Origin of the sequence: Microbacterium ulmi, from assembly GCF_011759705.1 — a bacterium.
Classification (GTDB): Bacteria; Actinomycetota; Actinomycetes; order Actinomycetales; family Microbacteriaceae; genus Microbacterium; species Microbacterium ulmi.
The window spans coordinates 731,366-743,765 of record NZ_JAAOZF010000001.1; the positions used below are offsets into that span (position 1 = coordinate 731,366).

At 71.2% G+C, this 12,400-nt stretch carries 11 protein-coding genes; 4 read left to right on the forward strand and 7 right to left on the reverse strand.

The features are described 5' to 3' along the window. Positions 1-171 precede the first annotated feature (171 nt). Complete coding sequence (locus FHS08_RS03495; RefSeq protein WP_341800297.1) at positions 172-1,011, reverse strand: MerR family transcriptional regulator; 840 nt, start codon at positions 1,009-1,011, stop codon at positions 172-174. 128 nt (positions 1,012-1,139) lie between these two features. On the opposite strand from FHS08_RS03495, the gene FHS08_RS03500 reads away from it, so the two are divergent. Continuing rightward, the gene (locus FHS08_RS03500) at positions 1,140-1,883 is read left to right on the forward strand and encodes an SDR family oxidoreductase (protein WP_167035490.1); all 744 of its coding nucleotides are present in this window, start codon (positions 1,140-1,142) and stop codon (positions 1,881-1,883) included. Here the strand turns inward: FHS08_RS03500 and FHS08_RS03505 are convergent. Continuing rightward, complete coding sequence (locus FHS08_RS03505) at positions 1,847-2,512, reverse strand: hypothetical protein (protein ID WP_167035492.1); 666 nt, start codon at positions 2,510-2,512, stop codon at positions 1,847-1,849. The genes FHS08_RS03500 and FHS08_RS03505 overlap by 37 nt on opposite strands. Beyond that, positions 2,509-3,150, reverse strand: coding sequence for a hypothetical protein (locus tag FHS08_RS03510; protein WP_167035494.1), 642 nt, complete (start codon positions 3,148-3,150; stop codon positions 2,509-2,511). The genes FHS08_RS03505 and FHS08_RS03510 overlap by 4 nt, the downstream gene beginning before the upstream one ends. Before the next feature lie 103 nt (positions 3,151-3,253). On the opposite strand from FHS08_RS03510, the gene FHS08_RS16745 reads away from it, so the two are divergent. After that, positions 3,254-4,720: a helix-turn-helix transcriptional regulator gene (locus FHS08_RS16745; RefSeq protein WP_167035496.1), complete on the forward strand. Its 1,467-nt coding sequence runs from the start codon at positions 3,254-3,256 to the stop codon at positions 4,718-4,720. 13 nt (positions 4,721-4,733) lie between these two features. Here FHS08_RS16745 and FHS08_RS03520 read toward each other — a convergent pair whose 3' ends face one another. The 4 genes from FHS08_RS03520 to FHS08_RS03535 form a co-directional block, all read right to left on the reverse strand. Further along, complete coding sequence (locus FHS08_RS03520; RefSeq protein ID WP_167035498.1) at positions 4,734-5,369, reverse strand: NADPH-dependent F420 reductase; 636 nt, start codon at positions 5,367-5,369, stop codon at positions 4,734-4,736. 199 nt (positions 5,370-5,568) lie between these two features. Beyond that, on the reverse strand, positions 5,569-6,414 hold the full coding sequence (locus FHS08_RS03525; protein ID WP_167035500.1) for an aldo/keto reductase: 846 nt from the start codon (positions 6,412-6,414) through the stop codon (positions 5,569-5,571). A 54-nt stretch (positions 6,415-6,468) separates the two neighbouring features. Beyond that, positions 6,469-7,284 carry a Cof-type HAD-IIB family hydrolase gene (locus FHS08_RS03530; protein WP_167035502.1) on the reverse strand — a complete coding sequence of 272 codons (816 nt, stop codon included), beginning with the start codon at positions 7,282-7,284 and terminating at the stop codon, positions 6,469-6,471. A 98-nt stretch (positions 7,285-7,382) separates the two neighbouring features. After that, on the reverse strand, positions 7,383-9,476 hold the full coding sequence (locus FHS08_RS03535) for a glucose PTS transporter subunit IIA (protein ID WP_167035504.1): 2,094 nt from the start codon (positions 9,474-9,476) through the stop codon (positions 7,383-7,385). 150 nt (positions 9,477-9,626) lie between these two features. Between FHS08_RS03535 and pgi the strand changes: the two genes are divergently transcribed. Together pgi and FHS08_RS03545 are read left to right on the forward strand one after the other, a co-directional pair. After that, positions 9,627-11,309, forward strand: coding sequence for a glucose-6-phosphate isomerase (pgi, locus tag FHS08_RS03540; RefSeq protein ID WP_167035506.1), 1,683 nt, complete (start codon positions 9,627-9,629; stop codon positions 11,307-11,309). Between the two features lie 231 nt (positions 11,310-11,540). After that, on the forward strand, positions 11,541-12,377 hold the full coding sequence (locus FHS08_RS03545) for an aggregation-promoting factor C-terminal-like domain-containing protein (RefSeq protein ID WP_167035508.1): 837 nt from the start codon (positions 11,541-11,543) through the stop codon (positions 12,375-12,377). Positions 12,378-12,400 lie beyond the last annotated feature (23 nt).

Consider the following 12,400-nt stretch of genomic DNA (forward strand, 5'->3'; position numbering starts at 1 on the left):
GAGCACCGCACGCGTCCCGCACGCACACCGCGATCAGGCGCGTGCCGGTTTCGGGAGCCGAGCGGGCCAGGGTCGGCGACGCCTGAGCCCGCGGCCCTGACGGGATCGACACCCGTGCAGGAGACCGCGGGCCCGGCATCCGTCTGCGAGGCGCAGCGACCGCGAGTCCTGTCAGGCCACGGGCTGCTGCAGCTCTGTGACCCACTCGGACTGCGGCAGCGGCTCGCTCTCGAGGTAGACCTCGCGGCACGCCCCGACGAACCGGTGCCCCGCTGCGGCGATCGCCTGCGAGAACTCGTTCCAGGCTCGACCGATGCCGGGCATGTCGCCACGGTAGGTCGTGACGGCCGCGCGCTCGATGGCGGGCAGTTCGACGATCGCATACCCGTCGCCCTCTCGCGGGTCGTCGCCCGCGAGCATCGAGACGGTGACCCGCAGGTCCTCGCTGCCCTCGACCTCCTCGTACCAGAAGATGCCGGGCTCGCGGTACTCGACGCCTGCCGCGTCGAGCGCCGCGATCAGCGGCGGGAGGATCTCGTCGACCAGCGGAGTGACGTTCTCCGGCCCCATTCCCCGCGCTATGCCGCTCGCGGCATATACCGTGACGGGCTCGATGCGGCGATACTCGATGCTTGTCATGAGAGGTGCTCCTTCCAGCGTGGAGAGTCGCGCGTCCAGGCGCGAGAGCCGGGCTGCGTCGTCGGCGAGGGATGCCGCGAGCTCCGCGCGACGCCGGACCAGGACGCTGCGCAGCGTCGCGGTCCCGTCGTCGGCACGGAGCACGGCGGCGGCATCCTCCAGCGAGCACCCGAGATCGCGCAGCTCGACGATCCGCAGCAGCTCGCCCAGCTGCGACTCGTGGTAGAGCCGGTATCCCGAGTGCACGTCGACACGCGCGGGCGTGAGGAGCCCGATCGCGTCGTAGTGTCGCAGCATCCGCACGCTCACGTGCCCGAAGGCCGCGAACTCTCCGATGGTGTACATGGTGGAGACCACGTTCGACCATGACACAGTGGAAGGGTCAAGCGATATCCGCGGCCGCCACGAACGCTCGCCATGGGCCGCGATGTCACATCCGGGGCGCCTGCCTGGTCTTCGCATCGAGGGGCGCGAAGCGCCGGAGAGAGAGGATCGGCTGCATGAGGATCGCGGTCGCAGGAGGAACGGGAGTCGTCGGCGCGCACGTCGTCGAGGCGGCACGCAGGGACGGTCACGATGTCACGGTGCTCTCACGAGGCCACGGCGTCGACCTCGTCACCGAGGACGGTCTCGCAGCGGCGCTCGACGGCGTCGAGGCCGTGGTCGACACGGCCAACGTCACGAGCCTGTCGGCGCGCACGTCGACCGGGTTCTTCACGGCGGCGACGGGCAACCTCCTGCGCGAGGCCGCACGCGCAGGCGTCGGGCATCTCGTGCTGCTGTCGATCGTCGGGATCGACAGGATCCCGTACGACTACTACGCGGGCAAGCTCGCGCAGGAGCGGGTCGTCGAGCGGTCCGACGTGCCGTGGACGATCATGCGGGCCACGCAGTTCCACGAGTTCGCCGGGCAGATGTTCGCGCGGGCGAAGGCGGGCCCGCTGCACATCGCGCCCCGCGCACGCGTCCAGCCCGTCGCGGCGGCCGAGGTCGGCGCTCGGCTCGCCCGGATCGCGGCGTCGCCCGCGCAGGGTCGATCCGAGGACTTCGGGGGACCGCGAGAAGAGCGTCTCGAAGACATGGTGCGCGCCTACGCACAGCGCACGGGACACCGCGGCTGGATCCCTGCCGTCTCCCTGCCGGGCGCGCAGATGAAGGGCATGCGGACGGGGCTCGCGCTGCCAGGCCCGGATGCCGTGCTCGGCCGTCAGACGTTCGCGGAGTGGCTCGCGGCGCTCGGCTGATCGGCGCGGGCGGAACCACGGGAACCGGCATCCGCGTCGCCACGAGCGGCATCCAGCCGGCGGAACGGGATCGCCGCCCCGATCATCAGCACGATCATGAGCGATCCTGCGAGCAGCATGACCCACGCTCCGCGGGGAGTCGTCACCGCGAGCCGAGCCCCTCCGACGAGAGGGACGGATGCGACGACCCCCGCGATGAGGACGATCGCGAGCAGACCGCAGACGATCCGGCCCCACGTCGGTCTGCCGCCCGCCGCGTACCCGCCCGCGAGCCCGCCGAGCGCGACGCCGACCGCGCCGCCGCCGAGGCCCGTCGTGACGAACAGCCACAGCTGACCGGGCAGCAGCATCGGGAACACCGCGAAGGCGAGCACGGCGGCGGCGCACCAGCCCAGCGCGATGCGCCCCCTGCGCTCATGAGCGTCGATGATGGTCGCCGCCCCCAGCGCGGCCCCCGCGACGACCCCCGGCAGGAGGATGCCGATGAACGTGCCCACCCAGTTCACGCCCGTCGCGCTCCCGCTGATCTCGGCCATGTACGAGCGCAGGCTCGCGGACCACGCCAGCCCGCAGATCGCACCGATCGCGATCCGCACCCCGATGCGCGACGTGACCGGCACGGCGCTCACGACGCGCCTCCCTCGGCCGCGACGGCCGGGCTCGAGCGCCGGGGCGCGGCATCCGTCGCCCATCGCAGCATCGCCCAGCCCAGCAGTGCGAACAGCAGTAGCCACGTGCCGATCGCGACGCGCCCGAGGACGAACCCGCCGGCGAGCGCAGGCGTCATCGGGACGAACACCCAGATGCCGATGGCGAGCACGACCCAGCGCCAGACTCCCGCGAGCACCCTGGCGCGCACCGCTGCGACCCCCAGCAGGACGAGCGCGACGCCGCTGAGCAGGCTCAGGGTGCCGTACCCCACGTCGATCCACACGAGGTCGTCGGACGGATACGGAGCGCCGTTGCCCGAGATGACGACGAGCTCCCACACGCCGAGCATCGCCATCGTCGCGGCCGCTGACAGCCCCGCCGCGTCGGCGAAGCGCCCACGGCCTGCGAAGCCCGCGCGCCAGAACGCCCACAGCGCGACGGCCGTCAGCACGTGGTGGATTCCGAATGCGACCTGCACCACCACGAAGCCCGTCGGCGACAGCGGGTAGTTGAACACGTCCGGCGACGCGGCCGGCGGGACGACGAGGAGGAACACCGCTCCCGCCACTCCCGTCACCCCCGCGACGACGGCGGCCCAGCCGCCGATCCGTGCCATCCGTCGAGCGTCCATGATCTGTCTCCCTTCGTCCCTGAGGCGACGATAGGATCGGCGGCATCCCGCGGGCATCCGTGGATCCACGCAATTGCCGGGAGATGCGATGCGTTCGGCTTCGGAGGCGCGGACAGGGGATGCCGTCGTGCAGGCCCGCAGGCACCTCGACCTCGCGAGGACGCAGGCGCGCGGCGGATCGCTCGAGCGCGCGTGGCAGGCATGCCTCGACGCTGCGGCGATCGCACGCACGCTGGGGGATGCCGAGCTCCTCGCCGAGGCGGCGACCGCCCTCTCGGACCCCTCCGTCATGTGGAGGAGCGCCGCGGCACGTCAGGCCCTCTGTCTCGAGTCGCTCGCGATGCTGGGGCCCGCTGCGGCGGACGGCGGCGAGCCGCAGCGCCGACGCGAGGCCCGTGATCTCGTGCGGACCCACCTCGAGGGGCTCTCCACGGGGTGGGCGGAGCGGATCGTCCCCGCCGAGCCCGTCGACGGAGCCGACGCCGAGCGCCGCTTCGCGGTCCTGCAGACGGCCTACCTCCGATCGATCGGGCCGGCCGGCGTCTCGGATCGTCTCGCGCTCGCCTACGAGGCCATCCGCCTCGGCGGCGCGGCGGCGGACGACCACATCCTCGCGTGGGGCTGGCACTGGCGTGCGGACGCCCTGGAGCAGCTGGGGCTGCGCATCGACTTCGACCGCGCCGTCGACGAGCTCGGCGCCGTCGTCGAGCGGATGGCCTCGCCCGTGTGGTCGTGGCGGGCGGCTGCGATCCGCGCGAGCATCGCTCTGCTGGAGGACCGCGTCGACGATGTCGGCCCCCTCGGAGAAGCGGCCCTCCACGCGGGGATGCGCGCGGGCGTCGACGATGCAGAGCTGTTCGACCTCATCCTCCGCAGCGCGCTCGCCCGTCGCACGCACGTGGGGCTCGAGGCGGTCGAGCGGGAGGTCCGCGCCCTGATCGCCGACGCTCCCCCGTTCGCCCGCGGGTGGCTCGCCGAGATCCTCCTCGCCGACGGGCGCGTCGGCGAGGCCGTCGACATCCTGCACGACCTCGCCCGGCACCTCGACGAGATCCCCGAGAACGTCCACGAGTGGCTCGTGGGTCACGCGGCGCTCGCGGAGCTCGCGATCGCCGGCGGGGACCGCGAGACGGCGGCGCGGCTGCTCGGATTGCTGCGCCCGGTCGCGCACCTTCACGCGACGGGGCCTTCGACCACGCCCTACGGCGGGCCCGTCGCGCTTCCGCTCGCGAGGCTCAGCGCCTTCCTCGGCGACGGCGAGTCCGCCGCACGGTACGCCGCCGACGCGCTCTCGCGTGCGGAGGCGATGGGAGCTCCGTGGTTCGCGGCATCCGCTCGCGCGCTCGTCTCCCCCGGGCGGGGCGCGCTCGCCCCGCTGTCGGCGCGCGAGGCCGAGATCGCCCGCCTCGTCGCTCGGGGCCGCACGAATCGCGAGATCGCGACGCAGTTGTTCCTGTCGGAGCGCACGGTCGAGCAGCACGTCCGCAGCACCCTGCACAAGCTGGGGCTCCCGAATCGCGCCGCCGTCGCGGCGTGGGTCGTCGAGAGGTCGTGAGGCGCGGGCGTCGTCAGCGGACGGCGCGGGCCAGGTTCGCCTCGAGCTCTTCCGCGGTCTGCGCGACGACGTACGCCGGCTGATCGCGCTCGACCCGCCAGCTCTCGCTCAGCGGTCCGACGACGACCGTGTCGAAGCCGAACGCGTCGTACAGCCCCGTCACGAGCTCGATCGCCTCGGGGAAGTCGCTGGCCGTCGCGAGCGCGCGTCTGCGCGGCGCCCCTGCGGGCGACCCCTGCGTGAGGATCTCGCCGGAGCGGATGTGATTGAACGCCTTCACGACCTTCGACGTCGCCAGATGCTCCTGCAGCAGCCCCGACGTCGTCGCGCGCTTCTCGTCCAGCTCGGCGATGCGCCCGTCGCGCTCCCAGTAGTAGTTGCCCGTGTCGAGCACGATCTTGCCGGCGAGCGGCTCGACGGGGATGTCGGCGAGTGCCCTGAGCGGCACCGTCACGACGACGAAGTCCGCCGTCGCGGCCGCCTCCTCGGGTGTCGCGGCCGAGGCGGCGGGGCCGAGCTCGGCGACGAGGTCCGCGAGCGTCTCCGGTCCTCGGGAGTTGCTCAGGACCACCTCATACCCGCGGTCGACGAGCCCGCGAGCCAGGGTCGCGCCGATGTGTCCCGATCCGATGAATCCCACGCGTGTCATGTCACGGTGCAAGTCCGCCGTGCGCCGCGGCATTCCCCGTGCGACATCCGGAGTCATCGACGACGGTCTCACGGCACACGACGGGGTGAGGAGACCTCACCGTGCCGTGGTCCTCCTCGCGGAAGAGGAGGAGGCGGTGGACGAGCGCGCCTGGTCGCCGAGGGACTCGAAGGGAGTCGGCATCCCTCGACGCCGACCGCTACATCTCCTCGTGCGTGTCCGGGTCGCCGCCCCACAGGCGTCCGCGCTCGAGCGCAGAGATCGCGTCGAGCTCGTCATCGGTCAGCGTGAAGCCGAAGACGTCGGCGTTCTCGCGCTGTCGCGCGGAGTGGGACGACTTCGGGATCGGCGTCGAGCCGAGCTGCGTGTGCCAGCGCAGCACGACCTGCGTCGGGCTGACCCCGTGCGCCGCCGCGAGGTCGTCGACGACGGTCTCGGTGAGCAGTTCGCTGCGGCGCGCGAGCGGGCTCCAGCTCTCCGTGCGGATGCCGAGCCCCGCGTGGAACGCGCGCAGCCGCGCCTGCGGGAAGTACGGGTGCAGCTCGACCTGGTTGACGGCGGGCACGACGCCCGTCGCGTCGATGATCCTGGTCAGCATCGGCTCGGTGAAGTTCGAGACGCCGATCGAGCGCACAAGGCCGCGATCGCGCAGCGCGACGAGCGCACGCCACGTGTCCACGTACTTGTCGACGCTCGGGTTCGGCCAGTGGATGAGATGCAGGTCGAGGCGGTCGAGGCCGAGACGGCGCAGCGACGCCTCCGTGCTCGCGATGGCCTCGTCGTAGCCCTGCTCGCGCCCGGGGATCTTCGACACGACGAGCAGCTCGTCCCTGTCGACGCCGAGGCGATCGCCGGCGCGGCGGACGGCCTCGCCCACCTCGCGCTCGTTCCCGTAGTTGACGGCGCTGTCGATGAGCCGATAGCCGACCTCGATCGCGGAGACGATCGAGGCGATCCCCTCTTCGTCACGGAGCTTGTAGGTGCCGAAGCCGAGCTCGGGGAAGGCGGAGCCGTCGTTGAGGGTCACGGAGGGAATCGTCAGCATGACTCCATCCTGGCCCCCGGCGGCCGTCACGGCGGAATCGGCATCCGCTCGTCGTCAGCCGTCGATGAGCGCGCGGATCGTGGTCAGGACACCGAGCTCGGTGTTGGCGGGCGCCCGGAACCGTGCACGGGCGATCACCTCGGGGTGCGCGTTGTCCATCGCGTGCGACCACTCCGCCGCGTCGAGCAGCTCGAGGTCGTTGAGGTAGTCGCCGAACGCGGCGGTCTGCGCGCGGTCGATGCCGAGCCTGGCCTGCAGCCGCTCGAGGGCCACTCCCTTGTTGACCCCCTGGTTCATGACATCGATCCAGTGGTGGCCCGAGACGACCACCTGGTGTCCCGCGCGGAACACGTCGAGCTCCGGCGCGAGCCGCTCCGCCTCGTCGAAGTCGTAGATCGCGACCTTGAGGATCTGGTCGTCCGGCTCGAGCACGTCGTCGACGATCCGCAGCCGCTCGTAGTACTTCTCGGACTCGGCGCGGAATGCGGCGTCCGCCCGCTCGATGTACGCCGACCGTTTGCCGCAGACGACGACGCCGAGGTCGTGCCCCGCGTCGCCGAGATCGCGCAGGCGCCCGACGAGCCGCGCGACGAAGCCGGCGTCGAGGGCGTCCGAGCTCAGCTCGACGTCGCCGCGCACGACGTACGCGCCGTTCTCGGCGATGTAGACCATCTCGTCGTCGGGGGCGCGCGAGAACGACGCCTGGAGCGTCGCGAGCTGGCGGCCGCTCGCCGGCGCGAAGAGGATGCCGCGCTCGTGCAGCTCGTCCAGCAGCGGCCACAGCTCGTCGGGGATGCTTCCGGCCCCGTCGAGCAGCGTGCCGTCCATGTCCACGGCGATGAGTCGGATGTCGCGTGCAGCGTCGGTCATGGCATGCCTCCCCGGATCAGCCTACGCACGCCGACGCGTCGCCAGACGGGGCGGGATGCCTCCCCGGATCAGCCTACGCACGCCGACGCGACGCCGGGTCAGACGCCCGCGCCCTCCGACGCCTTCGTCTCGACCGACAGGATCGGCGTGCCGTGCGTCGTCGCCCCCAGCGCGATGGGGTCGACCGTGTCGAACTGCTCGGCGTTGAGCACGATGACGGGCGTGATGAGCGGATAGCCGGCGTCCTCGATGATCTTCCGGTCGAAGGTCACGAGCGGCGTGCCGGTCTCGACACGGTCGCCGTTCTTGACCTTGACGTCGAAGCCTTCGCCCTTGAGGTTGACGGTGTCGATCCCGACGTGGATCAGCAGCTCGATCCCGCCGTCGAGGACGAGGCCGAACGCGTGGCCCGTCGGCTGCGCGGCCGCGATCGTGCCCGAACCGGGCGAGTACACCGTGTCTCCCGACGGGATGATCGCGACGCCCGGTCCCATCGTCCCGCCCGCGAAGACGGGGTCGGGCACCTCGGAGAGCGCGACGACCTCGCCGTCGAGCGGCGAGGCGATCTGCAGGACGCCTCCCACGATGCCCGCGGCGGTGGCTGCCGCGCCCGCGGCGGACGACGCGGCGGCGGCTCCGTCGGTGGCAGCCCCGGTGGCGGCCCCGCCCTTCGCGGCGAGCTCCGCGGCCTCGGCGGCCGCGCGCTCCGCCTCGACCTCGGCCTTCTGCTCGGGCGTCTGGTAGCCCGTGAAGAGGATGAGGAGCATCGCCGTCAGGAACGCGGCGAGGACCGCGATCCCGTACAGGCCGATCGGGTTGAAGGCGGGGATCGTCAGGAGCGACGTGAACACGAACGCCTGCGTCGTCACGCCGTCGGGAAGGCCCATGAACAGGCTGCCGAAGCCGATCACGAGACCGCCGACGAGGCATCCCACGAGCATCCGCGGGTAGATCCGCTTGAACCGCAGATGGATGCCGTACAGCGACGGCTCGGAGATGCCGCCCAGCAGGCCCGCGGCGAGCGCGCCCGTCGCGGTCTGCTTCATCGCGGCATCCTTCTCGCGCCACGCGATGATGAGGACGCCCGCCGTCGCACCGAAGCACGCGAAGTTCCAGGCGCCCATGGGACCCTGGATGAAGTCGTACCCGAGCGTCTGGATGTTCAGCAGCATGATCGCGTTGATGGGCCAGTGCAGGCCCAGCGGAACCATGAACGGATACGCCAGAGGGATGATGATGGCGAAGATGAACGGCGAGAACGAGTTGATCGAGCTGAGCACCTGTGCGAGGCCGGCCCCCGCGTAGACGCCGATGGGCCCGATGAGGAACGCGGTGAGCGGGATCATGATCAGCATGCTGAAGAAGGGCACGAAGATCAGCTGCAGGTTCGGCGTGATGATCCTGCGCAGGCCCTTGTAGAGCGGGCCGAGGACGGCCGCCATGAGAAGCGGCGGGAACACCTGCGAGCCGTAGTTGAAGATCGTGAGCGGCAGGCCGAAGATCGGCACGACCGTGATGTCCTGACCGAGGAAGTGCAGCTGCTGAGCCTCGTCGCTGCTCGCGAGCGCCGCGAAGCCCGGGAGCATGACGACGGCCATGACCGCGAACCCGACCCACGGGTCGGCGCCGAGCTTCTTGGTCGCGTTGTAGGCGACCATGAGCGGCAGGAACACGAAGACGCACTGCCACATGAGGTTGACGAACTGGAACGACACCGGCAGCTCGGTGCGCGGGTCGGCCCAGTTGCCGATCCAGCCGAGCGTCGACGCGAGCGCCATGAAGGTGATGAAGAACGACGCGCCCAGCAGCGCGCCCAGGATCGGGCGGAACGAGTCCGACAGGAACTCGAAGAGCGAGTCGAGCCACGCGACCTTGCCGCGCACGCCCTGCTCTCGTGCGGCCTTCTTGAGGTCGGCGTCCGACAGCGTCTTCTTGGCGTCGCCGGCCATCTCGGGCAGCGCCATGATGTCGTTGTAGACGGTCTGAACGCCGCCGCCGATCACGACCTGATAGCGGTTGCCGGCCTGCGGCACTGCCCCCATGACGCCCGGGATCTTCTCGACGACCTTCTGGTCGACGCCTGACGAGTCCACGAGCTGGAACCGCAATCGCGTCGCACAATGGCTGAGGCTCTCAATGTTGCCGGCTCCGCCGACGCTCTTCACGATGTCGCTTGCAGGGCTCCCGGCCATCTGTTCTTCCCCTTCACGATGAAGGCAACGTCGGCTGACCTGCCAGCCGCATTGTTGCGTGTGGAGTGTCGTCCTGCGGGCGACTCTATCGTCACGATGCGTGACGGTCGAGGGTGCACGCGGCGCAGCGGCGGCACTAGCGTTGGGGGCATGTCCACGCCGATCGATCCCACGACGACGCCTGCCTGGGGAGAGCTCTCCTCGCTCCGCGAGTCCTTCTCGCCCGACCTGCGCGGCTGGTTCGCCGCCGACCCCGGCCGCGTCGAGCGGCTCACGTTCCCGCTCGCCGATCTGCACGTCGATCTGTCGAAGAACCTCGTGACCGACGAGATCCTGGCGTCCCTCCTGCGCCTCGCGGAGCAGACCCGGGTCGCCGAGCACGCCGCTGCGATGTTCGCGGGCGAGCACATCAACACGACGGAGGACCGCGCCGTCCTGCACACGGCGCTGCGCCGCCCCGCGGGCGCGGCCCCCGCGCTCGTGGTCGACGGGCAGGACGTCGACGCCGACGTGCAGAGCGTGCTCACGGCCCTCACCGACTTCGCCGACCGGGTGCGCTCGGGCCAATGGCTCGGCGTCACGGGCAAGAAGGTGCAGACCGTCGTCAACATCGGGATCGGCGGCTCCGACCTCGGACCGGTCATGGTCTACGAGGCGCTCACGCCGTATGCCGACGCCGGCATAGAGGCCCGGTTCGTCTCCAACATCGACCCGTACGATCTCGCGCACACGACCGAGGGGCTCGATCCCGAGACGACGCTGTTCATCGTCGCGTCGAAGACGTTCACGACGCTGGAGACCCTCACGAACGCGCGGCTCGCGCGTGAGTGGCTGTGGGCGGGGCTGTCGGCATCCGGCGCGATCGACGGATCGGATGCCTCGAGGACGGATGCCGTGGCCCACCACTTCGTCGCCGTGTCGACGGCTCTCGACAAGGTCGCGGCGTTCGGCATCGACCCCGCGAACGCATTCGGGTTCTGGGACTGGGTGGGCGGCCGCTACTCCGTCGACTCGGCGATCGGCCTCTCGCTCGCCATCGCGCTCGGCCCGGACGCCTTCCGCGAGCTGCTCGCGGGATTCCACGCCGTCGACGAGCACTTCCGCACGACGCCCCCCGCGGCGAACGTGCCGCTGCTGATGGGGCTCCTGAACGTCTGGTACACGAACTTCCTCGGGGCGCAGTCGCATGCCGTGCTCCCGTACGCGCAGCAGCTGCACCGCTTCGCCGCCTACCTGCAGCAGCTCACGATGGAGTCCAACGGCAAGTCCGTCCGCTGGGACGGCTCGCCCGTCACGACCGACACGGGCGAGGTGTTCTGGGGCGAGCCCGGCACGAACGGGCAGCACGCGTTCTACCAGCTCATCCACCAGGGCACGCGCCTCATCCCCGCCGACTTCATCGCGTTCGTCAACCCCGCGTATCCGCTCGAGGACGACGGGCGCGACGTGCATGGCCTCTTCCTCGCGAACTTCCTCGCGCAGACGAAGGCGCTCGCGTTCGGCAAGACCGCTGAGGAGGTCGAGGCGGAGGGCACGGCGGGTGCGCTCGTCGCCGCGCGCACGTTCGCGGGCAACCGCCCGACGACGTCGATCTTCGCGGACTCGCTCACTCCGCGCGTGCTCGGCGAGCTCATCGCGCTGTACGAGCACATCACGTTCACGCAGGGCGTCGTCTGGGGCGTCAACTCGTTCGATCAGTGGGGGGTCGAGCTGGGCAAGCAGCTCGCTCTGCAGATCGCTCCGGCGATCGAGGGCGACGACGCCGCCGTCGCGGCCCAGGATGCCTCGACCCGGGCTCTTCTCGCCTACTACAAGGAGCATCGCCGGGGCTGAGCCGCACTCCTGCCGACCGCCCGCGCGCCGCGATTCCCGGCGCGCGGGCGGTGCGCTTTCACGCCCGGTGCCGTGCCGTGCGTTCAGGCTCCTCCCACGTTCCTTCCAGGTCAGCCAGGGTTACCGTCCAGAAAGTCAACGCAGACTCGATGACTTGTGCCGGCGTCTCGTGCCCGACGAGACGCGACGACCCGAGTCGCGGCACGCAGATCTGGAAGGACGTCGTCCACCATGCCCTCACGCAAGGCTCTTCGTCGCGCGCGCCGGATGCGCGCACTCACCCGCCCCGCGATCGCCGTCGCGGCGGCCACCGCCATCGTCGCGCTGACCGGAGGCGCCGCGTTCGCGGCCCAGACCCAGTCCGAGGTCACGGCGACCTCGCTCAGCGCGATGTCGGAGAACGCGCGCAAGACGCTGCACGACGCCCGCGAGGCCGTCGGCGCCGCCACGAAGACGACGACGGAGGCCGAGGCATCCGGACTCGACCTCGGCGGAGCCGACACGAAGGTCGACACGTCGGCGCTGCGCGACGAGATCGAGCGCCTCTCGACGCTGGACGTGCTGCCCGTGTTCCTGCTCACGGACGTCGTCGCCGAGACGCGGGCCGAGACGGCGCGCGTCGGGCACGAGACGTTCCTCGTGCACTCCGCGCTCGCGACCGCTCAGGCGCGCAAGGCGGCGGAGGAGGCCGCCGCGCGCGCAGCGGCCGAGGCGGCCGCACGGGCCGCTGCCGAGGCGGCCGCGCAGGCCGCGGCGAACACGCCCGAGGGCGCCAAGGCCACCGCGCGTCAGATGGCGTCCGACCGCTACGGCTGGGGAGACGGCCAGTTCTCATGCCTCGAGTCGCTGTGGAACCGCGAGTCCAGCTGGAACTACCAGGCGTACAACGCCGGCAGCGGCGCGACCGGCATCCCGCAGGCGCTCCCGGGCAGCAAGATGGCCAGCGCCGGCAGCGACTGGCAGTCGAACGCCACGACGCAGATCGCGTGGGGTCTCGACTACATCTCGCGCGCGTACGGCACCCCGTGCGGCGCGTGGGGCCACTCGCAGGCGACGAACTGGTACTGAACCGAGGGGCGGATGCCGCGGCA

Coding starts and splice junctions, on each gene's coding strand:
- FHS08_RS03500 (WP_167035490.1), top strand. CDS start 1,140: ATGAGGATCGCGGTCGCAGGAGGAACGGGAGTCGTCGGCGCGCACGTC.
- FHS08_RS03510 (WP_167035494.1), bottom strand. CDS start 3,150: ATGGCACGGATCGGCGGCTGGGCCGCCGTCGTCGCGGGGGTGACGGGA.
- FHS08_RS16745 (WP_167035496.1), top strand. CDS start 3,254: ATGCGTTCGGCTTCGGAGGCGCGGACAGGGGATGCCGTCGTGCAGGCC.
- FHS08_RS03520 (WP_167035498.1), bottom strand. CDS start 5,369: ATGACACGCGTGGGATTCATCGGATCGGGACACATCGGCGCGACCCTG.
- FHS08_RS03525 (WP_167035500.1), bottom strand. CDS start 6,414: ATGCTGACGATTCCCTCCGTGACCCTCAACGACGGCTCCGCCTTCCCC.
- FHS08_RS03530 (WP_167035502.1), bottom strand. CDS start 7,284: ATGACCGACGCTGCACGCGACATCCGACTCATCGCCGTGGACATGGAC.
- FHS08_RS03535 (WP_167035504.1), bottom strand. CDS start 9,476: ATGGCCGGGAGCCCTGCAAGCGACATCGTGAAGAGCGTCGGCGGAGCC.
- pgi (WP_167035506.1), top strand. CDS start 9,627: ATGTCCACGCCGATCGATCCCACGACGACGCCTGCCTGGGGAGAGCTC.
- FHS08_RS03545 (WP_167035508.1), top strand. CDS start 11,541: ATGCCCTCACGCAAGGCTCTTCGTCGCGCGCGCCGGATGCGCGCACTC.